Consider the following 22,371-nt stretch of genomic DNA (forward strand, 5'->3'; position numbering starts at 1 on the left):
ATCCCCACCTGCTTGCGCTATTTTCACTGCAATGTTCGATAACGCATTCAGAGGTCGCGATGAATCAACCTGTAGACGTATCCAAGAGCCTGCCCGACGCCAACGGATTATTTGGCAGCTTCGGTGGTCGCTTTGTCGCCGAAACGCTGATGCCACTAATTCTAGAGCTGCAAGATGAATACACCATCGCTAAGAACGACCCCGAATTCCAGCGCCAGTTGGCCTATTTCCAGGGCGACTACGTGGGGCGGCCAAGCCCGCTCTACTTTGCCGAGCGGCTGACCGAGCACTTTGGCGGGGCGAGTATTTACTTGAAGCGCGAAGAGCTGAATCACACCGGCGCGCACAAGATCAACAACTGCATCGGTCAGGTATTGTTGGCCAAGCAGATGGGCAAAAAGCGCATCATCGCGGAAACCGGTGCAGGCATGCACGGCGTTGCCACCGCTACCGTTGCGGCGCGCTTTGGCTTGCCTTGTGTCATTTACATGGGCGCAACCGATATCGAACGTCAGCAGCCCAACGTATTCCGCATGAAGCTGCTGGGCGCGGAAGTCATCCCCGTTACCTCGGGCACAGGCACGCTAAAAGATGCCATGAACGAAGCGTTGCGCGACTGGGTAACGAATGTCGACGACACCTTCTACATCATTGGCACCGTAGCGGGGCCACACCCGTACCCGGCCATGGTACGTGATTTTCAGGCCGTGATCGGTCATGAAACCCGTGCGCAAATGCTGGAAAAGAAAGGGCGCCTGCCGGACTCGCTAGTGGCCTGCATTGGCGGCGGTTCAAACGCCATGGGGCTGTTTCACCCGTTCCTTGATGACCTTGATGTGAAGATGATTGGCGTAGAAGCGGGTGGCAAGGGCGTTAAAAGCGGCCTACATGCGGCCAGCCTGAACGGCGGCACCCCCGGCGTGCTGCACGGCAACCGCACTTACTTGCTGCAAAGCGAAGATGGCCAGATTATCGACGCTCACTCGATTTCCGCCGGGCTGGATTACCCCGGTATCGGGCCGGAGCACGCATGGTTGCACGAGCAGGGGCGGGTCGAGTACGTCTCTGCCACTGACGATGAAGCGCTGGAAGCTTTTCAGGTCTGCTGCCGCCAGGAGGGCATTATTCCCGCCCTGGAGACCGCCCATGCCCTGGCCGAAGTGGCCAAGCGTGCCCCCAGCCTGCCCCGCGAGCACTTAATGGTGGTGAACCTCAGCGGCCGGGGTGACAAGGACATGATGAGCGTGGCCCATCACCTTGGTGAAAAATTCGGGGTTGAACAGCTATGAGCGCGACACAGGAGAACGTCATGACCCATACCTCTCGTCTTGAATACTGCTTTGCTTCCCTCAAGCAGCAAAACCGCCCGGCGCTGGTCAGCTACCTTACCGCTGGCGACCCGGATGCCGAGACCTCCCGCCGCCTGTTGCACGGGTTGCCAAAAGCGGGGGTGGATATCATCGAACTCGGTATGCCGTTCAGCGATCCAATGGCCGATGGTCCCGCCATCCAGAAAGCCGCGCTGCGTGCCTTGAATAACGGCCAGACACAAGCCAAAACGCTGGAAATGGTGCGCCGTTTCCGTGAAGAAGACAGCACTACGCCCATTGTGCTGATGGGCTACTACAACCCCATTTACTGTTACGGCGTCGAACGCTTCTTGACCGATGCCGCCAAGGCCGGGGTCGATGGCCTAATCGTGGTAGACCTGCCGCCCGAGCACGACGAAGAGCTCTGCCAGCCAGCGGCACAACACGGCATTGATTTTATTCGCCTGGCCACGCCGACCACCGATGCCAAACGCCTGCCCAAGGTGCTGGCGAACACTTCCGGGTTTATCTACTACGTCTCCGTGGCGGGTGTTACCGGTGGTAATGCGCCGACGCCTGAGAAACTGGAAAACTCGGTTGCACGGCTGCGCCACCACACTGATCTACCCATTGCGGTAGGCTTTGGTGTTCGCACCGCCGAACAAGCTGCCACCATTGGCCGCTATAGTGATGCGGTCGTCGTCGGCTCCGCACTAGTCGATTGTATCGAGCATGCCAACACGCCTGATGACGCCGTTGATCGAGTACATGGTTTGGTCAGCGAATTGGCTGAAAGCGTCAGGGGGTGTAGAGAGGTGAGCCAACCAGCGAAAGCCGCAGTGTGAAGCTGCTTTAGTTTGTGACGGTATTGGCTGCTAGCCATCCCGTTGGCTCTTCCAGGTTAATAAAAAAACGTGTTTTGGTTGCTTACTGAATATTTTCTTGTTCAAGTGAACAAAATATTTAGATTCGAGGCACTTCGTGATGAAATCGGTAGGCTATGCGTACCTGCATGAGCATTTAGCCTTGGGGGTATGTGCGCCCGTTTACCCTGCGCGGGTGCGCCCCGTCACTCGCATTATGTTTATGGAGCGGGAGATTGCAGTACCTGCCGGGCGAGCACCAGACGCGTCACTGCTCGGCCATCTGCTTTTTGCCCTTAAACATGAGGGGATTGACCTTGCCATTCTGGCTGGCGTTTTGCCGCACTTGCCTGAATCAGCACTACAGGACGCCCTGCAAGCCTCGCCAAATGGCATTTATCTAAGAAAATTGGGTTATCTATACGAAGCGTTGGTAAAGCGCCTACCGTTCGATATAGCCGTCAGTGGTCGAGCGGTACCGTTATTCGACCCTGACCGCTATATCACCGGCCCCGCAGTACGTGATAGCCGCTGGCGAATAGACTTCAACGGGTTGGGAACGCTGACGTATTGTGCAACCGTTCGGCGTACAGCGGAAATCGCCGCACTACTTGAAGAAGATATCCTAACCCAGGCCACCACCTTTATGGCCTCGTTGCCCCCTGGAATGCTCGATCGAGCGATTCAATGGGCCTATCTCAGCGAAACCCAGTCCTCGTTTGCCATTGAACAAGAGTCACCATCGCCTGATAAGCAGCAGCGTTTTATGCAGCTATTGCACCAAGCCCATGAGCGTAAGCCGCTAACGCAAGCGTATCTTGTCGAACTGCAAAATAGCACTATCAGCAATCCTTTCGACAAAGCCGCAGCATTTCGCCACGAACAGAATTACTTGCATAACGGATTGCGTGGCGCGTTAGGGGTCAGCTATTTACCGCCACCGCCAGAGCTTTGTGACGCGTTAATGGATGCACTGATGGGTTGGGCCAATCAACTGTCGGAAAGTGATTCAGCAGCAGTTCCCGCGCTGGTCGCAGCAGCGGTACTTTCTTTTGGGTTTGTTTTTTTGCACCCTTTTATGGATGGAAATGGGCGCATCTCCCGTTTTCTTATGCACCATACGCTATGCCGAATGAATGGGCTTCTTCACGATAATCTTCTGCCTATTTCGGTTGCCATGAAGCGTTATGAAGCTGATTACCTGGCAGCGTTAGAAGCATTTTCAAAACCTGCCCGTGAGCATTGGCGAGTAAGCTGGATCGATGCCGACCAATACGAGTTTGAGTATCTGGGTATTGATGCGCTCTATCGTTATTGGGATGCCACTAACGCCGTGGCTTTTACCCTGAAAATGGCAAAAGTAGCGCTGGAAGATGAGCTGAAAGCAGAAACGCGCTACCTCGCATGTTTCGATCGCGTCTATGCAGTGGTGGATGCAACGTTCGATATACGTGGAAGCGATTTAGCACGCCTGGTGATGATGTGTTTAAGTAATCAAGGACGCCTCTCAAACAATCGGCGTAAACAGTTCCGCTACCAAGTTCCTGACGAGGTGTTGGATGCCATTGAAGCAGAAGCGCAAGATGCACTTGAAGAGCACAAAAGCCCGTGAGAGTAGTTTGAAAATCAATTATCAGTGCTTTGGGTATCCAGGATTGAGCCAAACCTTTGCGAGCGATTAATCTAAACACTTAGGCAGTGAGCCTAATGCGCATGAGGGGTCTCAATTTGAGCTGATAGAGGCGATTTTTATGAATCTAACCACATTGCTGCTTTTTATCCCTGCCTGTTTTGCCCTCAATATGGCACCTGGGCCTAACAATCTGCTGTCACTGACCAATTCCAAGCGTTATGGCGTTAGGGCTGCTTGTCTAGCAGGTATTGGGCGGTTGGCAGCGTTTGTTGGCATGATTACGCTGGCTGCTACCGGTTTGGCGACGCTGCTTTACACCTCTGAAAAGATTTTCCTGGTCATCAAGGTAGTAGGTGGCCTCTATCTGATATGGCTGGCGTATCAATTATGGGGTGCCGACAGCACTGAAAGCGATGACGGAGACACCCAGCCCAAGAGCCTGTTTGAGCTGGCGCGACAAGAGTTTCTGCTTGCCGCCGGTAACCCAAAAGCCATCCTGATTTTTACTGCATTCCTGCCGCAGTTTGTGGAGCCCAGCGGCAATGTAGGGCAGCAATTTATAGTGCTAGGTGCGCTGTTTTTGCTGCTGGAATGGGTAGCGATTGCAGGTTACGCCTATGCAGGCAGCTTTTTAAGCCACTGGTTTTCACGCCCCGCCATGCGGCGTTTATTCAACCGCGGCTGCGCAGGCTTATTGGCCAGCGCAGGAGTAGGGCTATTGCTTGCTAAAAAAGAGTGAGCAAGCTTTAACATGGGAGAGAGCTTTAGCTCGTGACCTTCCCAGGCTGTCTATAGACGTTGGGATAGCGAAAAGATAATAGGTGATATACCTTCAACTTGATGCATTAATAAGGTAGCGCTATGAACATTCAAGAGCTTGTTAGTGAAGCAGAGTCATTACCCGTTGAAGAGCGCGTAAGAGTAGTCGATGCGCTGCTGCGTAGCCTCAATTCTCCAGAATCAAGTATCGACAAGCAGTGGGTCGATGTTGCCCAAAGTCGTTTAGACGACATTCGGGCGCGTAAAGTAGCTACTGTTTCAAGTGAGCAAGAGTTTGCTAATTTGCGCGCTAGAATGCATTTACATTGTGAGCCAAATTACGGGAAGTAATCAGCTATAAGTTAGGTTTCCACTTCCGCAATGACGGATTAATAAAAATAGCCTTTTTGCCGCTAACTAAATATTTTGTGGCTGAAGTGAACAAAATATTTAAAGGCGAGGCGTGTTGAAATGAAACCCAGAGGCACACGCGGCACCACTATCGCACTCGCTCAACTACCCGTAGTAAAAGGTGCAGTGGCCGAGAACCTTGAAATGCACCTTGCCTATATTCAGAACGCCGCCGTGCGAGGGGCCGATCTAGTAGTGTTCCCTGAGCTTTCGCTGACCGGCTATGAGCTTGAGCTATTAGAGCAGCTAGCGTTGCTGAAAGATTCAGAGGTGTTCGACACACTTTCCACAGCCGCTGTTGCCCATAATATCGTCGTGATAGCAGGCTGTCCGCTCATTAGTGAAGGCAGAAAGCCGCAGATAGGGGCAGTTATCTGCTTCCCGAGCGGCGAGCGAGCATTCTACGCAAAGCAGTACCTGCACGAAGGGGAAGCGGTTTACTGTTCGACTGGTAACGAAAGTTATCTATGTACGGTTAACGGTACTCGAATAGCCTTGGCCATTTGTGCAGACTTCGCCAATCCCTCCCATGCAGAAGCGGCATCCGCCCAGCAAGCGGAGGTATATATTGCCAGCGCGCTGATATCTGAAGCAGGGTACGAGGTCGATGCGCAGCTACTAGCTGCCATGGCGAAACGCCACCAGTTCCCGGTGCTACTTGCTAACCACATTTCCAACACAGGTGGCTGGCAAACCTGCGGTAAAAGCGGCGCTTGGAATGTGGATGGTGAACTCGCGATCACGGCTGACGGCACTGAAGCCTGCATTGTGATTTGCGCTATAAACGGAGGCGCACTCGGCGCCTCGCTAGTGACCAATTTACCTATCGAAGACAGCTGCCCATTGGGCTAGCCCGCCCGCTCTATGATGGGTGTGCGTCAAGCGAATCCTTCGGTGCCTCGCGGCGGTCATTCATTCCATAGTCCCGGATGACGGAAGCGACGCGAAGCCGGTAGTCGGCAAAGATATCCTGCCGGCCCGCTTTCTGGACGGAACGGTGAGGTTCGAACGTGCGCCACTGCTTCACGGCTTCTTCGTCCCGCCAGAAGGAGAGCGACAGGATCTTTCCAGGATGTGTGAGGCTCTCGAAGCGCTCAATCGAGATAAAACCGTCGACGCCTTCCAGGTGTTGGCTCAGCCCGCTGGCAGCGTCCAGGTAGTCCTGTTTCCGCTCCGAATGCGGTAGAACTTCAAATATCACGGCGATCATAAAACACTCCACGGATAGACAGATTCAACGCCCAGTGTGCCGTCCACCACCTCAACGAAGCTGCGCTCCTCCTTGAGAATAAACTTCTTCTCTTGAGCCATGGTGAAGTTCGCGTGCCCGCCTTCGTCAGACTTCAGCCGGGCGCGGTAGGCCTCATAGGTAGCCAGGCTATCGAATGCGATTAGCCCCCAGGCAACATTGTTAGTGCCCTCGTAGGGAAGAAAATAACCGATAAGGTGGCCACCGCACCGGGGTATGATTTGCCCCCAGTTTTCGGCATACGCCTTGAAGGCGTCGCGTTGGAAAGGGTCGATCTCGTAGCGGATAAAGCAGGTAATGCTCATAGGGGTATCTCCTTTGAACGGTAGCTAGGACGATACCGCGTTGTCGGCCCCAGGTGGTTCGACTAGAATCGAACCATGAGTGAAGGCCCTAACATTGTGCGCGTTGCAGCGCTTATCGGCGATAATGCTCGGGCGGAGGTTCTCTCCGCCCTGATGTCTGGTCGTGCGCTGACGGCGACCGAACTGGCGGACACGGCCGGTGTTACCAAGCAAACCATCAGTTTTCATCTTGGCAAGCTACTGGGTGCAGGGCTGATCACGGAGCAGCAGCAGGGCCGTCACCGCTATTTCCGGCTGATGGGTCCGGAGGTGGCCAGTCTCCTGGAGTCGCTGATGGGCCTCGCTTGCCGCAATGAGGGGAACCGCCTTGTTACAGGGCCACGTGATCCCGCCCTGCGCAAGGCCCGTATTTGTTACGACCACCTTGCCGGAGAGTTGGGTGTTTCAGTGTATGAACAGATGCTGCGAACGGATATCCTTCATCAGCACCCAGGAGGGCTACAGCTCACTGAGCAGGGAAGGGTGTGGTTTAATCAATTTGGCATCGATACAGACGCGCTTGCTTCTTCAAAACGCTCATTTTGTAGGGAGTGTCTCGATTGGAGCGAGCGCAGGCATCATCTAGCGGGCGCGCTCGGCAGTGCACTGCTTACCCGAATTCAGGCGCTTGGCTGGGCGAGGCGAGAAAAAAACTCTCGCGTTATCGTCTTCAGCGCCCAAGGGGAGAAGTTGCTGTGGGCAATGCTCGCACCGCAGAGCACGCCACCGGTTTCAGCCCGACAAGCCGCTGTAACCCTCTAAGATTCTATAAAACTGAGAGAAATAATGGGAAAGCTCTTTTCACTGGTTGTATTGTTAGCGCTTGGCTATGCCGGTATTTACTTCTATTACGGCGTTGTCGTTGAACGGGAAGTTCAGCAGCAGTTGGATGAGCGTGGCCTCACCGCAGTTAGCGTGGATAACATTGAGTATGGTGTGCTGGCGCCCATTAACACGACTGCGAATATTGAAGTGAGCGTCACTTATCGCGGCTCTCAGGCGACGCTGGATTTGATAGTGCAGGGCCATCCCTTATTCTCTGATGAAGTAAGTGTCGAATTCGACGGCTTACAAGCCCTGCGACTGGGGATCAATTTCGGGCAGTAAGTGGTACCCACACATGCTCAACACCAATCGAAAGCGCCACGGCCACCAGCAAAGCTGCCATCAGCCAATTAAAGCCCTTAACGATAGCAGGGCTTTTAATACGGCTGCCTACGGCGCTGCCAATCACGATATAGCTACCGGGTGCGCCCGCGGCTAACATCGCCAGCCCGAATGCCCAAAACACTAAGCTAAGCCCATGAATGTCAGCGGCAGGAAACTGCAGTGTGGCAATGGGCAGGGTGGCCAAAATGGCTTTGGGATTAAGCAACTGCATGACCAGCCCATCACGATAACTGACTAGCCGTGGGGCGTTGTCTGGCTCGCTTATATCAACACTTGAACGGGCAATCTTGCTCGCGAGATAAACAATATAGCCGCAGCCCAAGGCACTCACCACGATGAGTGCTTCATCATCGATCCATGCAGCACCCGCCCAACCCAATACTAATAAGTACGCCAGCATCGCAGTACCCACGCCAAGGCAAAACCCAACCGACTGCCTGGCTTGCCCATTGATGCCAATATTCAAGCCAAGCAGATTCACAGGCCCAGGCGAATACATAGCGCCTAGGGCATAGGCGACAATTCCTAACATGGTTAAACCTCTATGCTGGTATTTAGGTGTAAGAGCCTGTACGAAAAGTCGGCGAGCGCAGGCAGTTTTCGTGCAGAGCCTAGCGTGCGATATCACGCTGGTACTGATGGGGCGTCATGCCATAAATTCGCTTAAAGCGGCGATTGAAATGGCTGAGATCGGCAAACCCATAGCGCAAAGCGACCTCTGTTAGGGAAGCGCCTAGGTCTAGCGCCGAACGGGCCGCATTGATTCGGCAATTAATCACATACTGATGCGGCGTAATGCCGTAATGCTGACGAAACAGGCGTAAGAAGTGGTACTTGGAGATATGCGCCGCTTGGCTGATGTCATCCAGGGAGATATCCGTATCCAAGTGGGCGTGAATATAATCTTTCGCCAGGCCCAGCAGCGCATCGGGGCGGGTGAGCACCTGGTTGGGCTGAGAAATCCCGCCGAGTTGCACAGTTCGCTCGATTACCTGATAAAGCGCATTCTCCTGATCGATACAGCTACCAGAGTGAGAAGTGACTAAGCGCGCCAGTTCCAAAATGGCATTGCGTAGCCGAATGTCCTGAACAAGAGTGTTATTTGAGCGAAAGTCCGCCGTGCGCTCGTGGCCCAGAGCATCAGCAAACAGGGCATTAACCTGCTCGGGATGCGCATATACCATCAGGTAATCCAGTGAGCGCTCTCCGCCCGGTTGGCCGTCGTGAACTTCCTCTGGATTGAACAAAATAACGTTGCCCGGCGGGCTACGATGAAACTGCCCGCCGCTGAAGAAATCCTGACGTCCCGCCAGCGTTACGCCGAAGGCATACTCCTCGTGGGCATGGCGGTCGTAGCTGAAATCTTCAATGGCCGCATGAAGCACCGTCAGCGTTGGCACGTGCTGGCTCTTGATGAATTGAAACCGGCTTGCGTTACTCATGCCGCCCCCTCCTGATTAGTCACACCACCTAGCTTATGCCAACCCCGCGCCCGGATGCTTGTACATAATTGCTAATCGTCTGCGGGGGAAGGAGGCGAGATAACCGACAACGATGCATTGGCATCTATTGCGCTATCGAAAGGTAGCCATGCGAAGGGATTTAGCAGTTGAACCTTCAGCCATCGGTCGAACGCGTGAGTGTCTCCCATTCACTGATTTCGTCGGCAAGAGCCGACAACTTGCTGCGCACCAGCGCTAGTGCATCGCTTCCCAGCAGCAGATGCTCCGGCGGCGTGTCGCTGGCTATTGCGTCCAGCATTGCGCGAGCTGCCTTTGCCGGATCGCCAAGTTGCTGACCGCTTTTCTCGACGCGGGCATTACGAATCGGATCAAATAGCGCGTCGTAGTCGGAGATCGAGCGCGGCGAGCGGGACATCGAGCGACCAGCCCAGTCGGTACGAAACGAGCCGGGTGCCACGGCAGTGACATGAACATTGAACGATTTCACTTCTTTGCCAAGCACCTCCGAAATACCTTCCAGTGCAAATTTACTACCACAGTAATAAGCGATGCCTGGCATCGTGATGAAACCACCCATAGACGTGATGTTGAGGATATGTCCGCGCCGACGTGAGCGCATGTATGGCAACACAGCCTTTGTGACGGCAACAGCTCCGAATACGTTCACGTCAAACTGCCGACGCATTTCGGCCAATGAGGATTCCTCCAGGATACCTTCATGGCCATAACCGGCGTTGTTGACGAGAACATCGATTTCTCCGACGTTTGCCTCTATCTCGGCCACTACCCCATCGATGGCATCGAAGTCGGTCACATCGAGCACACGGCCCACCGCTTTCGCCGGATCGAGTGCTTCAAATGCCTGCTTGGCCCGTTCGCTACGTACCGTGCCGACCACCTGATGGCCGGTAGTAAGTGCTTCCTGAGCCAGCGCCCGGCCAAAGCCGCTACTGACGCCCGTGATGAGTAAAAGTTTGCTGGTAGACATGCAAATAGCTCCTGTGTATCAGTGGAAGATGCACATTACCTCTTTGTATTGCCTTCTTTCAGGCATAAAATTCTTATATTATTGCCTATTCTGATAATTCCAGTCGGTATCACGTGAAAAAGACACTTTCCACTCCGCAGACGGCTGAACAGCGGCACATGGTGACGCTGCTTCAGGCGCTGGCGCCGGAAGAAGGATACAACCTCACGGCTCTGCCCGACGTACGCATTCTGCGTTCGGATCGTCCCTTGTCTCGTACCCCCGTGCTGTACGACCCCGGTATCGTGATTGTTTGCCAGGGGCGAAAGCGGGGGTATTTCGGCCATCAGGTTTATCTTTACGACGAGCAGCACTATCTGGCGGTCGCGGTGCCGGTACCCTTCACGATGGAAACCGAGGCGACGCCAGAACACCCACTGCTAGCCATATATATGCATCTGGACTTTCAGCTCGCCGCGGAGCTGATGATCCAGATCGACCGCCATCAGTCTCCTACCCAGAAAAACGTGGCCCAAAGCCTAATGTCCAGTCCCATGGATGCTGCGTTGCGGGTGTCCGTGACACGTTTTCTCGAAACGATGAGTCAGCCGCTTGAGGCGGAGATTCTCGGCCCCGCGCTGGTGAGAGAACTGTATTTTCGCGTGCTCACCGGTGCGCAGGGCAATGCCATGCGTGCGGCGCTGGCAATGCAGGGGCAGTTCGGGAAAATCGGCAAGGCGTTACGCCACATCCACGCGACCTACGCTCAGCCGCTTAACCTGTCGCAACTGGCTAGCGAGGCTGGTATGAGCGTTCCGACGTTTCTTAATCACTTCAAAGCCATTACGCACACTTCACCCATGCAGTACGTTAAATCCACGCGACTGCATCAAGCACGACTGCTGATGGTTCGTCAGAGCATGACGGCAGAGGCCGCTTGCCACGCCGTCGGCTACCTGAGTGCTTCGCAATTCAATCGGGAGTTCAAACGGCTTTTCGGATTGACGCCAGCTGCCGAAACGAAGCGAATGCGGGAGAACTTCGCGCTACCGCCTGCTTTCACCAAGTCGGATTACGTCTCGTCGCATTGAGGTTGACTTGAGTTTAGTCACAACGCCGCCATGCGCAGGCTAATGAGTTGCGCTCCCAACGCAAATAGCACCGTTAGTGCTGGCTCTTGATGAATTGAAACCGGCTTGCGTTATTCATGCCGCCCCTCCTGATTAGTCACGCCACCTAGCTTATGCCATCGCTACCTCTCAATGCTTGTACATAATTGCTAATCGGCTGTGAGAATAAGCGCTCAGTGTCAGGTTAGTGACCAGGTAGATTATGATGGGGGGAGCTAACCTCGCGAGCCTTTGCGGTTGTGCAAAACCGGCGTGATAACCTTGGTGCTATATGTAAAAAGAAGGAGAAGACGTGCATCAGTTAGCGGCTCAATGGATAGTGGGGGTACTGAGAGATAGAAGTATCCCTTTTCAAATCTGCGGAGGGCTCGCAGCAAAGGGGTATGGCTCTGAACGAGCGTTGAACGATATTGATCTGTTCGTACCCAGCGAGCATTTTTTGACGGTGGTGCAGGCTGGCCAAGCGAACATATCCAAACCCGCTACGCACTACTGCGAGGAGGGCTGGGATTTAACCTATGTCCAGTTCAAGTATGAAGGCATCAAGGTGGAGGTTGGCAACGCCGACGGCGCGCAAATTTTTGATGCAGCCAGCCAGGCCTGGGTGCCACTAAATATAGCGTTTGACCGCTATGAAACTGCCAGTTTACTGGGCCTGGAGCTTCCCTTGATGTTGAAGGAAGACTTGATTCGTTATAAGTCTGTGCTCTCAAGACCCGTCGATATCGACGATATTCGCGCCATAAGATAGGCAAGCGCCATTTCACCGCCATCCTCAAGCGACGGGCACGGTGCCGCCATCAATCACGTACTCCGTGCCCGTAATAGTGGCTGCCAGCGGTGATGCCAGAAACGCAATCAGGTTGGCCACTTCTGCAGGCTTCGAAGGACGGCCAATCGGGATGCCACCCAGCGATTCCATGATGATCTGCTTGCCGCCTGCGTAATCGGTGCCGGCCTGTTGGGCGATTCGCTCGGCCAGCGTAACGGCGGCTTCCGTCTCGATCCAGCCCGGCGACACCCGAACCACACGCACCCCTTTGGGTGACACTTCCTTGGACAAGCTCTTGCTATAGGTGGAGAGCGACGACTTGGCAGCCGCATAAGCCGTGGTCGACTCGGGCAGAGGGAGTTCACGCTGAATGGAGGTCACGTGGATAATCACCCCATCGCCTTGGGCCAGCATGCCGGGCAGCAGGGCGCGATCCAGCCGCACGGCGGGAAACAGGTTGATGTCGAGCTCTCGCTGCCACTCCTCCTCTCCAAGGGCCGCGAAACCGCCACCGGGGGCGGATGAGCCACCCAGGACATGCACGATAATATCCACGCCGCCCAAACGTTCGTTGACCGCATTGGCCACCGTGGCACAGCCTTCGGCCGTCGTCAGGTCAGCGGTTACAAACAGCTCATCGGGCAGGTCAGCGGGGCGAGTACGGGCGGTTGTTAGCACTTGCGCACCTTCTTCGCGAAAGAGTGCCACCGCGGCCGCGCCAACCCCTTTGCTGCCCCCGGTGATCAATACACGTCGCCCGTTCAAGTTCAGGTTCATTAGTGGGTCTCCAATGACTGGATTTGCGACTCGGCAAGCTCAAAAGCGTGATCAAGTTGCACCGGGCTGCCGGGGAAGTTACCGGTCACGGTCGCGGTAACCACCATCGTGTTGCCTTGTTGGGAAACACTGACCGGCTCGACGCGATACTCAATCTTGGCACGGGTGGCGCGCAGCCAGGCTTGAATAGCGGTTTGCCCGCGGTGTGTCTCTCCTTCATCAAACACACAGGCATCTTGGGTAAAGCAATCCGCAATGTGGGTGTCATCCGCACCGTTGCTGATGCTGAAATAAGTGGTGATTGCGTCTGGCAGTGACAAGCTCATGGTGGTCATCTCTTACAAGGTAATGTGAGAGAATATTCTGCCCAGGCTGACGCGTTATCAAGAACGCACAAAAAGGTAAGTGGCTTACCCATGAGAAAGATTTATACGCCCACTACCGCCGCAAGCGATGTGGAAAATGTATTAAAAATGCTGGAAGGGCGCTGGAAGCTCATTATTCTCTTTCATCTGTTCGATGGAAAAGTGCAGCGCTACTCCGATTTCGGAAAACTCATCCCTGACATCTCCCAGAAAATGCTCGCCCAACAGCTGCGCCAACTGGAAGCGGATGGCATTGTGGCCCGAAAGGTCTATCCCCAGGTGCCGCCGAAAGTGGAATACCGCCTTACCGAATGGGGGCAAACGCTCTGCCCGGCGCTGGATGCCTTATTGAAATGGGCAGAGCAGAAGGATCACTTCAACAACCCTGACGAGCAGAACGAACAAAATGATGCCGCCACCCAATGAGAACCGCCTGATGCACTACCGCACCATGACCATCAACGACTATGAAGCCGCCATTGCTCTGTGGAGCGAAAGTGAAGGCGTGCGGCTGCGCGATGCCGATTCACGGGCAGGCATCGAAAAATACCTGCTGCGCAATCCTGGCCTGAGCTTTGTGGCAGAAGTGGAAGGGGAACTGGTGGGCACGATCATGGCGGGCCACGATGGCAAGCGCGGCTATGTTCAGCACTTATCGGTAGCGAATTCTCACCGTCGGTTAGGTATCGCCACACGGCTGGTAAACCTCTGCCTGGAAGCGCTGGAGAGCGAAGGCATCCTGAAATCGCACTTGATGATTCTTCCCGAGAACGAAGCCGCCCAGAAGTTCTGGGCTCATCAAGGCTGGGCCTACCGATCTGATATTTTGCTCTATTCGTTCGTGAATGGAGATAACCATAACGTTTAGTTTTAGTAGCGCTTTATACGTTATGGGGTTGGGTTGACGCACGTGAGACTACACCGGGTCGGTTGGCATGGGGTCGCACAAGGTATTGGCGATTTTTAAGATAAATACTCAATGTTTCTGAACGTGAGCCGATAATGCTAAACGGTGACTAGCAGGATACGTTCTGTATGAACACTTGCAGTTACCGAGATGGCTTCCACCTGCCCAAAGAAAAGTGCTGCGGGCTTCTACGAGATCTTTCCATGCTACTTCTGAATCGAAGCGTCAAACTGCGGCTTGCCGTGAGTTTAGGCGCGTGCATCCTGATGTTAATCGTCGTCGGTACTATCGGTCTCTACAGCCTCAGCAACACCAACGATGCCCTCAATAGAACCTATGAGGGGAACGTGCTCACCTTGGGTAACCTTACTCAGATCAACCAAGCCCTGCTCGGCAACCGGGTGAAAGTAACGGCCGAACAGCGTGATCGGAATCCAGCATCTGCCATTACCACGAAGCAGGAGGTCGCTGAGAACGACGCTATTATCGATGCTGCCTGGAATGATTACTTTCCTGATCGTGTCTCCGATGATCAAGAACGTGCCATCGCTAATGAGTTTATTGCGTCGCTGACCAGTCTTCGCGCCGGTATTGACGACATTAACGCGGCAATGATCGGCAATGATTTCGATGCTGCAAGAGAGATTGCCACCACCACGCTACGCGCAGAATATCCAAAGGTGCTAACGGCGATCCAGGGGCTCATCGACCGTAACAGCACTCAAGCCGCTGCAAATAACCAACAATCCTCAAGTGATTATGTTTGGACGCGCAATTTCGTTATTGGGGTGATGGCGGCGGCTGTCATCTTCGGAATTCTGCTCGCTATATGGTTGATCCGCGGCATCATGACGCCGCTGGGCAAGGCACAAGCACTCGCCAACGCCATGGCTGAAGGAAGGCTTGATAACGAGATTGACGTCACATGCAAAGATGAGTTTGGTGTGATGCTTCGGGCGTTAAAGAGCATGGAAAGCAAGTTCTCGCAGGTGGTCATGTCCGTTCGTCATAACGCCGAGTCTGTGAATGTGGCCGCTGACGAAATCGTGCTAGGCACCGACGATCTTAGCCGCCGTACTCAGGAGCAGGCCTCAAACATCGAAGAGACCGCGGCCTCGATGGATGAAATTACCTCGACCGTGCGTCAGAACGCAGACAATGCTGCCGAAGCCGATAAACTCGTATATGACGTCAGCCAGCAAGCCAACGCCGGGGGGGAGATCGCCGAGCAAGCCGTCAAAGCGATGGAAGACATCAACATCTCAAGCCGTAAGATCTCCGGTATCGTCGGGTTGATCGATCAAATTGCCTTCCAGACCAATTTGCTGGCGCTGAACGCCTCGGTAGAAGCCGCCCGTGCGGGCGAGCAAGGGCGCGGCTTTGCGGTGGTGGCCAACGAAGTGCGCAACCTAGCAGGGCGCAGTGCTGACGCCGCCAAAGACATCAAAAAGCTCGTCGAAGAGAGTATCGGCCAAGTGGACACCGGCTCAAACCTGGTCAACCAAGCAGGTAAGTCGCTTGAAGGTATCGTTCATGGCGTTAAGCGTGTCTCGGTGTTGATGGGTGAGATTGCCACCGCCAGCCGCGAGCAGGCCCAGGGTATCGATCAGGTCAACACCGCCGTCTCGCAAATGGACAGTGTCACCCAGCAGAACGCGAGTCTGGTGGAAGAGTCCAGCTCGGCGGGGCGTTCACTGCAAAGCCAAGCAGAGGCGTTGTTGAACGAGGTGTCGTTCTTTAGAGGAGCGACCAATGGCCAAAACCAACGCGCGCTACCCGCTACGCCAAGACCGCGCGACAGCCAGCCTCGGGCTAGTAAAGGCTTGCCGACTCATGTTCTCGGTAGTAAAAAAGAGACCGAAGAATGGGCATCTTTCTAAACGCCTGAAGCAACCATGAAGCGCCCAGCCAGGGCGCTTTTTTGTGAGCCGAAAGCCTCCGCAAGAAAATTCTGAGCCTACCGATCTGATATTTTCTTTACTCGTTTGTTAATGGGGATAATTCAAATATCTAGACCAGGACTGTCATAACCTTGTTGGTTCGCCGTCATTATTTGTATGATGGTACGTCTTTCCACGTTAAGCAGAGGTAGTTGTCCAATGAGCCATTGATGCCCGCCGTTGCAATAACGGCCAGTCTCCATTAGCCCCTAAAGCAGGGGGAGTACTTGGCATCGCTGGAATCAACTATGACCACTACCCATCTCACCTTAAAAGGTGTCTCCTACGTTTTGCAGGATGGCAGACCGCTTTTCACCGACCTTCACGAGCAGTTCGACACACGCCCCACGGGGCTGGTGGGTCGCAATGGTGTGGGTAAAACAGTTTTAGCCCAAATTCTCGCGGGTCTGTTGCAACCAACCGCTGGCTATTGTCACTGCCCCAATAGCGTGCATTACCTTGCCCAGCAAGTGGCCCAGTCGAAGGGGGCTTCTGTCGCCGATCTCGCAGGCATTCGAACAACCCTGGACGCATTGGCGCGCATTGAAGCTGGCAGCACCGCACCAGAGGATTTTGAAGCAGTCGATGACCGCTGGGATATGCCCCAGCGGTTTCGCCATGAACTTGAACGCAACGGTTTGGGCTATCTTGAAGTCACAACACCGGCCAACACACTGAGCGGTGGGGAAGCCATGCGGGTTGCCTTAATGGGCGCCATGCTCTCGAATGCTGATTTCCTGATTCTTGATGAGCCAAGCAACCATCTCGACCGACCAAACCGCCAAGCACTCATTGAACAACTGCAACGCTGGCCGCGTGGGCTGATTGTGGTAAGTCATGACCGGCAATTGCTGGAAGCCATGGAGCGTATCGTAGAACTGACCCCCTCAGGGCTGCACAGTTATGGCGGCAACTACACCTTCTATGCAGAGGCGAAAGCACACGAGCAGCAAAATGCGATTGACCAACTCAATAGACACAAGCTAGAGCGCCAACGCCAAGAAAGGGCGATGCGTAAGCAGCGTGAACGCCAGGAGAAACGGCAGGCCCGCGGAAATCGGCAGGGCAAGGAAGCCAACCAGGCCAAGATACTGCTGGATGGTCAGAAAGAGCGCAGCGAGAACTCCACCGGCGCATTGCGCCAAAAGCAGGCAGCCAGCCGTGATCAGCTTAACCAGCGCGTGCGGGAAGCGGCAAAGCAGGTTGAAAACGAAGCGCACATCACCCTGCATGGGATACCCGTTAATCAGGCCACAAAGCGCAGTTTGGCAGAATTGGAGAGGGTAGAGCTACCGTTCGTCATGGGAGCCACTCGTCACATTCGCCTACAGCTGAGAGGGCAACAGCGCATAGGGGTTGTCGGCCCCAACGGCTGCGGTAAATCCACGCTGCTTCGTGTGCTTGCAGGTCAAATTGAGCCATTATCCGGAACCTGCAAAGTAACCTCTAAAAGCGTCTATCTCGACCAGCGACTAGCGAATCTTGAGCCGGATAAAACTGTGCTCGAACAGTTGCAAATGGCTAACCGCTCAACGACGGAAGGCGAGTTGCGTATGCTACTGGCCCAACTAGGCCTGGACGCGCAGAAGATCACCACACCCAGCGGACTATTAAGCGGAGGTGAACGTCTGAAAGGAGCACTGGCCTGCCTCCTCTACGCCGACTCGCCACCGCAACTATTGCTGCTGGATGAGCCAAATAACCACCTCGACCTGCCATCGGCACAAGCGCTGGAAACGCTGTTGCGCAGTTACCAAGGCGCGTTAGTAGTGGTATCCCATGATGATGCGTTTCTGGAAAACCTCGCCCTGACAGACCGCCTGCTGGCAACCGAACAAGGGTGGCATTTGGAGCCTCAATCCAGCTGAGCTTCTATTGCTGTCTTGTCGATCACCGACCAGACTTCCTGAATCTTATTATCACGGAAGAGGTAGAACGCGTTCTCGCAAAACGTCACTTTTTTGCCGTCCACCGCAAGGCCGAGGAAGCTACCTTTGGGTGTGACATCGAATCGCAACCTGCACGCGACATAGGGTGGATCAACGGTCAAAAGCTCAATGTTGAAGTGAAGATCTGGTATCTGTTCATAATCGGCTTCCAGCATGGCGCGATAGCCATCAACGCCTAGGCGCCTGCTGTTGTGGTGGACATCGTTATGCACGAACTGGTCAAGGTTCGTCCAGTTCTGATTATTGAGGCAGGTGATGTAATCACGGTATGTCGCTTCCAGGTCACGTTTGTTCATCCTGGTTCTCCTTTCATGGGCTGGCGTGAAGGCATTCGCCAAGGGTACACAGGCTCAGTATCATAAGCAGCCTAAACCAAGCCACAAAAGTCATCATTCATGTCGTGCCCACCTTGCCCCCATTGCCAATCCGAATTTGTCTATCAGGATCAAAGCCTGTTCATCTGCCCCGAGTGCGCCCACGAATGGAACCCTTCTGAGACTGAGGTGGAAGACACCGTGACGGTAAAAGATGCCCATGGCACGCTGTTAGCGGAAGGCGATAAGGTAACGATGATCAAAGACCTCAAGGTCAAAGGCAGCTCACTGGTACTCAAGGTGGGCACCAAAGCCGTTATCAAGCGGCTCTTGGATAGCAAGGATCACCAACTGGACTGCAAGGTCGACGGCGTCGGCGACATGATGGTGACCGCCCATTTTGTGAAGAAGGCCTGACTAAAATCTGAACTTACATGACAACCGTGCCGCCGATGACTGCTAGCCGACATTACCGCTGGATCATTTTGCTGATAGCCACCCTGGCTCAAGCAGCGGCATGCTTTTTCGTTCAAGGCATCGGCGCCATCAGCGTTTATATACAGGCAGATATGGCGCTCTCTGCATTTCAGATTGGGACGCTGGTCTCGGCGGCTCAGCTGGTGCCGTTGGTTGGGCTGTTGGTTGCTGGAGAGTTGCTAGACAGATTCAGTGAGCGTTTGGTGGTGGGAGTGGGAACCCTCGTTGTGGGCATTGCGCTTAGCGCTGCCGTGCTGGCAGAGAGTTACTGGGCCATGCTGCTGTTTTTGGTCATCGTAGGGGCAGGCTACAGTACCGCCCAACCCGGCGGTAGCAAATCGGTAGCTGCTTGGTTTGATAAATCCCAGCGCGGCTTTGCCATGGGGATTCGTCAGGCGGGATTGCCGCTGGGTGGTGCGCTGGCGGCGATTATACTGCCAACAGTTGCGATCACCTGGGGGTGGCGCGCCTCTTTTCTGGTGGGTGGGCTGATTGCGATCTTCGGGGCGTTGGTCTTTATGCTCTTTTACCGTGCCCCGGGTGGCGTGGTGCCGGTTGCAAGAGCCTCTGAAGGTAGCGTAAAAAAAGTCGTCTTATCGCGACTGGCGATGATTCGTGAGCCGGCCATGAAACAGATCATGGCGTCCGGTATTAGTTTGATCTCGGTTCAGTACGGCATTTTGATTTTTACCGTGCTCTATCTGCATAGTCGTTTGCAGATGGAGGTACTGCAGGCGGCGACGTTGCTATTCGTAGCCCAGGGGGCTGGGATAGCCGGGCGTATTTTGTTGGCGGCCTGGAGTGATCGCTGTCGCTCGCGCTATTTCCCGGTCATGGTGTGCATGGTGGCGGTGATAGTAGGGCTGCTGGTATTGGTTTGGCTGCCGCTTCACTCAACGCTCATGCTGAGCGGTTTGATGGCTTGGTTGGGCTTTTTTGGTTTTGGTTGGTACGGCCCTTGGGTAGCTTATGTGGCTGAGTCTGCACCTGCTGATAAAACCGGTTTTGTACTGGGATTGGCTATGGCGATTAACCAACTGGCGATTGTATCGATACCACCACTCCTTGGGTGGCTGTTAGATATAAGTGACAGTTTTATGCTCGGCTGGAGTCTGCTGATCGCCATGACGTTATTGGGGCTATTAATGACCATCCAGCGGCAAGGAGAAAATAATGAAAGCCATCGTGTTTGACGTATTTGGCACTATTGTTGATTGGCGCTCCAGTTTGATTCATCAGTTCAATGAGCTAGAGAAAGAGTTGGGGATTGAACTGCCTAGTGAAGTGCTGGCTGATCAATGGCGTCAGCTTTATGCGCCTTCCATGGACAGGGTACGCAGAGGGGAAATCCCCTGGACGGTATTAGATGATCTGCATCGAGAAAGCTTAGTCAAACTACTCAATCAACATGGGATTGCGCTAGACGAAGCGACCATTGATCGCGTCAATTACTTTTGGCACCAATTAGAGCCCTGGTCCGATGTCCCACATGGCCTACAGCGCTTGAAAGAGCACACCATCATCGCAACGCTGACCAATGGTAATGTCTCATTAATGGTCGATGTTGCCCGTCACGCCAAGCTACCGTGGGATATGATTTTTTGCGCCGAGTTATTCGAGCACTACAAACCTGATTCGGAGGTTTATTTAGGAGCTTGCCGTCTGCTACGCCTACCGCCTGAAGAGGTAATGCTGTGTGCGGCGCATAATGCTGACCTGCGTGCTGCCCGTGCATTAGGAATGAAAACAGCGTTTATACCCCGACGCACAGAATATGGCCCTCAACAGAGCAAAGATTTAGAAGCAGAGGAAGCATGGGATTTTGTGGCTGAAGACCTCGTCGCGTTGAGCGAGCGGCTAATAGAGTGAGCCAACAATAAGTAGCGTAAGCGCAGGGCAGGGGTTAGTACTATTAAGGCCCTGCATCCACCATTGCATCACGAAACGTTTCAGCGAAGCTTGCCAGGGCGGGTATCCAGGTTTCCGATTCGGAGGCGACAAAATTGGTATCGACCTTGGCGATGTATTTGCAGAGAATGGCATAAACCGCAACACTCTCGGTAACCTAGGGTATCCTCCAGCAGCATTTTCTACGTACCTAAAAAAGGTAGTCACCATGTCAGCTACGATGAGCAAAGACGACGCGCACAAGCTAATTGAGCAACTTCCCGTGAATGCCACGTGGGAAGACCTTATGCATGAGATCTACGTTCGGGAGACCATCGAAAAGGGCATGGCAGATAGCCAAGCGGGTAACATTACGAGTGTGGCGGATATTCGCAAGAAATACGGCTTGCCTGAATGAATGTGTTTTGGACAGCAACAGCAGAAGCCCATTTGGACGCGATTTATGCTTATATCGCGCAGGACTCAGAAGCTTATGCGTTGAGCACCGTTGATAAAATCACCCGAAGGTCACAACAGATTGGTGATTTCCCCGCTTCAGGACGTAAGGTGCCGGAGTACGATATCGCTCAAATAAGGGAAGTCTTGTGTGGCGCTTACCGCATTATTTACTACATCAAACCAGATCAAATTGACGTTCTCGCCGTTTTACACGCATCTATGAACCGACTGAAAAGCGAATAGGGCAACGTTATAGCGTAGTGTCGACGCCCACCTCACGACGCAGTCAACTGAGGCTCACCGACCACCACCGCATCACGCAACGTCTCAGCGAAGCTTGCCAGGGCGGGTGTCCAGGACTCTGGTTCGCAAAATAGGTAGCGATCATGGCGATGGACGTGGACAACTCCAGGGTGGGAATCCCACCCCGGTGTTGGTGGGCTGCGACTGTCCTATACCAATGGATATGATTAGACTGTTCAGTCGTGGCACTTTCAAGGAATAGGCCATCATAAGTTCAGCGAGATACTGGTGCTTGTTGGCCGTGATGCAAATTATCGCCACTCCCAGTTTTTCACCTCTGCCATTCTGCCTTCTGAGCAGCCTGAACCGACGGTCGTTCACCCACACGTGATACATAATTTGTCAGCGTCGGCCAATGACCCAGGTCAATGTCGAAAAACCGACACCAACCTAACACTGTGAATAGATAGGCATCCGCGACAGAAAAGTTTTTGCCCATCAGGTAAGCGTTGTACTCAAGAACACTGTCGAGATAGTCAAAGCGCTTGAAGGACTTATCGTGAAACACACGCTTGGCCTCTTCGGCCAGGCTGGTGTTAAACAGTGGCGCTAATCCAGCGTGAATCTCGCTATTAATGAAAGCCAGCCACTCTTGAAGACGAACTCTCCCCCAGCTTCCTAGTGGTGGAGCAAGGTTCGCTTCCGGCGATAGATCAGCTAGGTACTGGAGTATGGCAGGCCCCTCGGTCAGGATCTGCCCATCCTTTAGCTCCAAAGCCGCTACATAGCCCTTGGGATTGATGGTGAGGAAGTCTCGGCCATCCTCTGTTGTTTTTGTTTGGTTGTCGACACGCACTAACGTGAAAGGCAGCGCCAATTCACGCAGGACAATATGAGGCGATAACGAACAGGTATCGGGGGCGTAATACAGCTTCATGGGATTCCTTTATAGTGATAAAAAAGAGATTAGCTACCGCTAACA

At 53.9% G+C, this 22,371-nt stretch carries 28 protein-coding genes; 19 read left to right on the plus strand and 9 right to left on the minus strand.

Translation table 11 applies throughout. The annotated features are described in order from the left end of the window. Positions 1-59: 59 nt before the first annotated feature. The 6 genes from trpB to HZS52_RS12515 all read left to right on the plus strand — a co-directional run bounded on the left by trpB (position 60) and on the right by HZS52_RS12515 (position 5,828). A complete protein-coding gene (gene trpB, locus HZS52_RS12490; protein ID WP_190372868.1) occupies positions 60-1,289 on the plus strand; it encodes a tryptophan synthase subunit beta in 1,230 nt (409 codons plus the stop codon). Between the two features lie 20 nt (positions 1,290-1,309). Then, positions 1,310-2,155, plus strand: a complete 846-nt coding sequence (gene trpA, locus HZS52_RS12495; protein ID WP_190372869.1) for a tryptophan synthase subunit alpha — start codon at positions 1,310-1,312, stop codon at positions 2,153-2,155. Between the two features lie 139 nt (positions 2,156-2,294). Further along, positions 2,295-3,785 carry a Fic family protein gene (locus HZS52_RS12500; protein WP_027960086.1) on the plus strand — a complete coding sequence of 497 codons (1,491 nt, stop codon included), beginning with the start codon at positions 2,295-2,297 and terminating at the stop codon, positions 3,783-3,785. Between the two features lie 139 nt (positions 3,786-3,924). Next, entirely contained in the window at positions 3,925-4,545 is a 621-nt protein-coding gene (locus HZS52_RS12505; RefSeq protein WP_027960087.1) for a LysE family translocator, read from the plus strand. A gap of 122 nt (positions 4,546-4,667) precedes the next feature. Further along, on the plus strand, positions 4,668-4,916 hold the full coding sequence (locus HZS52_RS12510; RefSeq protein ID WP_027965502.1) for an addiction module protein: 249 nt from the start codon (positions 4,668-4,670) through the stop codon (positions 4,914-4,916). 120 nt (positions 4,917-5,036) lie between these two features. After that, positions 5,037-5,828 carry a carbon-nitrogen hydrolase family protein gene (locus tag HZS52_RS12515; protein WP_190372870.1) on the plus strand — a complete coding sequence of 264 codons (792 nt, stop codon included), beginning with the start codon at positions 5,037-5,039 and terminating at the stop codon, positions 5,826-5,828. 10 nt (positions 5,829-5,838) lie between these two features. Here the strand turns inward: HZS52_RS12515 and HZS52_RS12520 are convergent, their stop codons facing one another. Together HZS52_RS12520 and HZS52_RS12525 are read right to left on the minus strand one after the other, a co-directional pair. Continuing rightward, on the minus strand, positions 5,839-6,186 hold the full coding sequence (locus HZS52_RS12520) for an antibiotic biosynthesis monooxygenase family protein (protein ID WP_022522610.1): 348 nt from the start codon (positions 6,184-6,186) through the stop codon (positions 5,839-5,841). Then, positions 6,183-6,530: an NIPSNAP family protein gene (locus HZS52_RS12525; RefSeq protein WP_022522611.1), complete on the minus strand. Its 348-nt coding sequence runs from the start codon at positions 6,528-6,530 to the stop codon at positions 6,183-6,185. The genes HZS52_RS12520 and HZS52_RS12525 overlap by 4 nt, the downstream gene beginning before the upstream one ends. 75 nt (positions 6,531-6,605) lie before the next feature. On the opposite strand from HZS52_RS12525, the gene HZS52_RS12530 reads away from it, so the two are divergent. Beyond that, complete coding sequence (locus HZS52_RS12530) at positions 6,606-7,331, plus strand: ArsR/SmtB family transcription factor (protein WP_190372871.1); 726 nt, start codon at positions 6,606-6,608, stop codon at positions 7,329-7,331. 24 nt (positions 7,332-7,355) lie between these two features. Next, positions 7,356-7,676: a hypothetical protein gene (locus HZS52_RS12535; RefSeq protein ID WP_190372872.1), complete on the plus strand. Its 321-nt coding sequence runs from the start codon at positions 7,356-7,358 to the stop codon at positions 7,674-7,676. On the opposite strand, the gene HZS52_RS12540 is transcribed toward HZS52_RS12535, so the two are convergent. From HZS52_RS12540 to HZS52_RS12550, 3 genes are all read right to left on the minus strand, one after another. Further along, positions 7,660-8,271, minus strand: a complete 612-nt coding sequence (locus HZS52_RS12540) for a LysE family translocator (RefSeq protein WP_022522614.1) — start codon at positions 8,269-8,271, stop codon at positions 7,660-7,662. The genes HZS52_RS12535 and HZS52_RS12540 overlap by 17 nt on opposite strands. A gap of 79 nt (positions 8,272-8,350) precedes the next feature. After that, the gene (locus HZS52_RS12545) at positions 8,351-9,181 is read right to left on the minus strand and encodes a helix-turn-helix transcriptional regulator (protein ID WP_027960094.1); all 831 of its coding nucleotides are present in this window, start codon (positions 9,179-9,181) and stop codon (positions 8,351-8,353) included. A gap of 175 nt (positions 9,182-9,356) precedes the next feature. Further along, positions 9,357-10,190, minus strand: a complete 834-nt coding sequence (locus HZS52_RS12550) for an oxidoreductase (RefSeq protein WP_190372873.1) — start codon at positions 10,188-10,190, stop codon at positions 9,357-9,359. A 158-nt stretch (positions 10,191-10,348) separates the two neighbouring features. Here HZS52_RS12550 and HZS52_RS12555 point away from each other — a divergent pair, with 158 nt between their 5' ends. Both HZS52_RS12555 and HZS52_RS12560 read left to right on the plus strand, forming a co-directional pair. Then, positions 10,349-11,260, plus strand: a complete 912-nt coding sequence (locus HZS52_RS12555) for an AraC family transcriptional regulator (RefSeq protein ID WP_190374914.1) — start codon at positions 10,349-10,351, stop codon at positions 11,258-11,260. A 331-nt stretch (positions 11,261-11,591) separates the two neighbouring features. Continuing rightward, complete coding sequence (locus HZS52_RS12560) at positions 11,592-12,050, plus strand: nucleotidyltransferase (protein WP_190372874.1); 459 nt, start codon at positions 11,592-11,594, stop codon at positions 12,048-12,050. A 24-nt stretch (positions 12,051-12,074) separates the two neighbouring features. Here the strand turns inward: HZS52_RS12560 and HZS52_RS12565 are convergent, their stop codons facing one another. Further along, positions 12,075-12,848, minus strand: coding sequence for an SDR family oxidoreductase (locus tag HZS52_RS12565; protein ID WP_190372875.1), 774 nt, complete (start codon positions 12,846-12,848; stop codon positions 12,075-12,077). Continuing rightward, the gene (locus HZS52_RS12570) at positions 12,848-13,174 is read right to left on the minus strand and encodes a nuclear transport factor 2 family protein (protein WP_190372876.1); all 327 of its coding nucleotides are present in this window, start codon (positions 13,172-13,174) and stop codon (positions 12,848-12,850) included. The genes HZS52_RS12565 and HZS52_RS12570 overlap by 1 nt, the downstream gene beginning before the upstream one ends. Positions 13,175-13,264: 90 nt before the next feature. Between HZS52_RS12570 and HZS52_RS12575 the strand changes: the two genes are divergently transcribed. The 4 genes from HZS52_RS12575 (at position 13,265) to HZS52_RS12590 (ending at position 17,928) form a co-directional block, all read left to right on the plus strand. Beyond that, positions 13,265-13,639, plus strand: coding sequence for a winged helix-turn-helix transcriptional regulator (locus tag HZS52_RS12575; RefSeq protein WP_144810790.1), 375 nt, complete (start codon positions 13,265-13,267; stop codon positions 13,637-13,639). Then, a complete protein-coding gene (locus tag HZS52_RS12580; protein WP_223827917.1) occupies positions 13,623-14,081 on the plus strand; it encodes a GNAT family N-acetyltransferase in 459 nt (152 codons plus the stop codon). Before HZS52_RS12575 ends, HZS52_RS12580 begins: the two co-directional genes overlap by 17 nt. A gap of 242 nt (positions 14,082-14,323) precedes the next feature. Next, positions 14,324-16,000: a methyl-accepting chemotaxis protein gene (locus HZS52_RS12585; protein ID WP_190372877.1), complete on the plus strand. Its 1,677-nt coding sequence runs from the start codon at positions 14,324-14,326 to the stop codon at positions 15,998-16,000. Positions 16,001-16,308: 308 nt separating this feature from the next. Beyond that, positions 16,309-17,928, plus strand: coding sequence for an ABC-F family ATP-binding cassette domain-containing protein (locus HZS52_RS12590; protein ID WP_190372878.1), 1,620 nt, complete (start codon positions 16,309-16,311; stop codon positions 17,926-17,928). Here HZS52_RS12590 and HZS52_RS12595 read toward each other — a convergent pair. Then, positions 17,916-18,305, minus strand: coding sequence for an ester cyclase (locus HZS52_RS12595; RefSeq protein ID WP_190372879.1), 390 nt, complete (start codon positions 18,303-18,305; stop codon positions 17,916-17,918). The genes HZS52_RS12590 and HZS52_RS12595 overlap by 13 nt on opposite strands. Before the next feature lie 99 nt (positions 18,306-18,404). Here HZS52_RS12595 and HZS52_RS12600 point away from each other — a divergent pair, with 99 nt between their 5' ends. From HZS52_RS12600 to HZS52_RS12620, 5 genes are all read left to right on the plus strand, one after another. Further along, positions 18,405-18,740 (plus strand): zinc ribbon domain-containing protein YjdM, encoded by a 336-nt coding sequence (locus HZS52_RS12600; protein ID WP_190372880.1) that lies wholly within the window; start codon positions 18,405-18,407, stop codon positions 18,738-18,740. Between the two features lie 17 nt (positions 18,741-18,757). After that, a complete protein-coding gene (locus HZS52_RS12605) occupies positions 18,758-19,993 on the plus strand; it encodes an MFS transporter (protein ID WP_138801400.1) in 1,236 nt (411 codons plus the stop codon). After that, positions 19,974-20,669 carry a haloacid dehalogenase type II gene (locus HZS52_RS12610; RefSeq protein WP_138801399.1) on the plus strand — a complete coding sequence of 232 codons (696 nt, stop codon included), beginning with the start codon at positions 19,974-19,976 and terminating at the stop codon, positions 20,667-20,669. The genes HZS52_RS12605 and HZS52_RS12610 overlap by 20 nt, the downstream gene beginning before the upstream one ends. Positions 20,670-20,916: 247 nt before the next feature. After that, positions 20,917-21,105, plus strand: a complete 189-nt coding sequence (locus HZS52_RS12615) for a hypothetical protein (RefSeq protein ID WP_008959973.1) — start codon at positions 20,917-20,919, stop codon at positions 21,103-21,105. After that, positions 21,102-21,389, plus strand: coding sequence for a type II toxin-antitoxin system RelE/ParE family toxin (locus HZS52_RS12620; RefSeq protein WP_008959972.1), 288 nt, complete (start codon positions 21,102-21,104; stop codon positions 21,387-21,389). Before HZS52_RS12615 ends, HZS52_RS12620 begins: the two co-directional genes overlap by 4 nt. Positions 21,390-21,720: 331 nt before the next feature. Here HZS52_RS12620 and gstA read toward each other — a convergent pair whose 3' ends face one another. Continuing rightward, positions 21,721-22,326 (minus strand): glutathione transferase GstA, encoded by a 606-nt coding sequence (gene gstA, locus HZS52_RS12625; RefSeq protein WP_138801398.1) that lies wholly within the window; start codon positions 22,324-22,326, stop codon positions 21,721-21,723. Positions 22,327-22,371 lie beyond the last annotated feature (45 nt).

Origin of the sequence: Vreelandella titanicae, assembly GCF_014697095.1 — a bacterium.
Classification (GTDB): Bacteria; Pseudomonadota; Gammaproteobacteria; order Pseudomonadales; family Halomonadaceae; genus Vreelandella; species Vreelandella titanicae.

What these genes read in the sequence shown, in the direction of transcription:
- trpB (WP_190372868.1), top strand. Translation starts at nt 60, where the DNA reads ATGAATCAACCTGTAGACGTATCCAAGAGCCTGCCCGACGCCAACGGA.
- trpA (WP_190372869.1), top strand. Translation starts at nt 1,310, where the DNA reads ATGACCCATACCTCTCGTCTTGAATACTGCTTTGCTTCCCTCAAGCAG.
- HZS52_RS12500 (WP_027960086.1), top strand. Translation starts at nt 2,295, where the DNA reads ATGAAATCGGTAGGCTATGCGTACCTGCATGAGCATTTAGCCTTGGGG.
- HZS52_RS12505 (WP_027960087.1), top strand. Translation starts at nt 3,925, where the DNA reads ATGAATCTAACCACATTGCTGCTTTTTATCCCTGCCTGTTTTGCCCTC.
- HZS52_RS12510 (WP_027965502.1), top strand. Translation starts at nt 4,668, where the DNA reads ATGAACATTCAAGAGCTTGTTAGTGAAGCAGAGTCATTACCCGTTGAA.
- HZS52_RS12515 (WP_190372870.1), top strand. Translation starts at nt 5,037, where the DNA reads ATGAAACCCAGAGGCACACGCGGCACCACTATCGCACTCGCTCAACTA.
- HZS52_RS12520 (WP_022522610.1), bottom strand. Translation starts at nt 6,186, where the DNA reads ATGATCGCCGTGATATTTGAAGTTCTACCGCATTCGGAGCGGAAACAG.
- HZS52_RS12525 (WP_022522611.1), bottom strand. Translation starts at nt 6,530, where the DNA reads ATGAGCATTACCTGCTTTATCCGCTACGAGATCGACCCTTTCCAACGC.
- HZS52_RS12530 (WP_190372871.1), top strand. Translation starts at nt 6,606, where the DNA reads ATGAGTGAAGGCCCTAACATTGTGCGCGTTGCAGCGCTTATCGGCGAT.
- HZS52_RS12535 (WP_190372872.1), top strand. Translation starts at nt 7,356, where the DNA reads ATGGGAAAGCTCTTTTCACTGGTTGTATTGTTAGCGCTTGGCTATGCC.
- HZS52_RS12540 (WP_022522614.1), bottom strand. Translation starts at nt 8,271, where the DNA reads ATGTTAGGAATTGTCGCCTATGCCCTAGGCGCTATGTATTCGCCTGGG.
- HZS52_RS12545 (WP_027960094.1), bottom strand. Translation starts at nt 9,181, where the DNA reads ATGAGTAACGCAAGCCGGTTTCAATTCATCAAGAGCCAGCACGTGCCA.
- HZS52_RS12550 (WP_190372873.1), bottom strand. Translation starts at nt 10,190, where the DNA reads ATGTCTACCAGCAAACTTTTACTCATCACGGGCGTCAGTAGCGGCTTT.
- HZS52_RS12555 (WP_190374914.1), top strand. Translation starts at nt 10,349, where the DNA reads ATGGTGACGCTGCTTCAGGCGCTGGCGCCGGAAGAAGGATACAACCTC.
- HZS52_RS12565 (WP_190372875.1), bottom strand. Translation starts at nt 12,848, where the DNA reads ATGAACCTGAACTTGAACGGGCGACGTGTATTGATCACCGGGGGCAGC.
- HZS52_RS12570 (WP_190372876.1), bottom strand. Translation starts at nt 13,174, where the DNA reads ATGAGCTTGTCACTGCCAGACGCAATCACCACTTATTTCAGCATCAGC.
- HZS52_RS12575 (WP_144810790.1), top strand. Translation starts at nt 13,265, where the DNA reads ATGAGAAAGATTTATACGCCCACTACCGCCGCAAGCGATGTGGAAAAT.
- HZS52_RS12580 (WP_223827917.1), top strand. Translation starts at nt 13,623, where the DNA reads ATGCCGCCACCCAATGAGAACCGCCTGATGCACTACCGCACCATGACC.
- HZS52_RS12585 (WP_190372877.1), top strand. Translation starts at nt 14,324, where the DNA reads ATGCTACTTCTGAATCGAAGCGTCAAACTGCGGCTTGCCGTGAGTTTA.
- HZS52_RS12590 (WP_190372878.1), top strand. Translation starts at nt 16,309, where the DNA reads ATGACCACTACCCATCTCACCTTAAAAGGTGTCTCCTACGTTTTGCAG.
- HZS52_RS12595 (WP_190372879.1), bottom strand. Translation starts at nt 18,305, where the DNA reads ATGAACAAACGTGACCTGGAAGCGACATACCGTGATTACATCACCTGC.
- HZS52_RS12600 (WP_190372880.1), top strand. Translation starts at nt 18,405, where the DNA reads ATGTCGTGCCCACCTTGCCCCCATTGCCAATCCGAATTTGTCTATCAG.
- HZS52_RS12605 (WP_138801400.1), top strand. Translation starts at nt 18,758, where the DNA reads ATGACAACCGTGCCGCCGATGACTGCTAGCCGACATTACCGCTGGATC.
- HZS52_RS12610 (WP_138801399.1), top strand. Translation starts at nt 19,974, where the DNA reads ATGAAAGCCATCGTGTTTGACGTATTTGGCACTATTGTTGATTGGCGC.
- HZS52_RS12615 (WP_008959973.1), top strand. Translation starts at nt 20,917, where the DNA reads ATGTCAGCTACGATGAGCAAAGACGACGCGCACAAGCTAATTGAGCAA.
- HZS52_RS12620 (WP_008959972.1), top strand. Translation starts at nt 21,102, where the DNA reads ATGAATGTGTTTTGGACAGCAACAGCAGAAGCCCATTTGGACGCGATT.
- gstA (WP_138801398.1), bottom strand. Translation starts at nt 22,326, where the DNA reads ATGAAGCTGTATTACGCCCCCGATACCTGTTCGTTATCGCCTCATATT.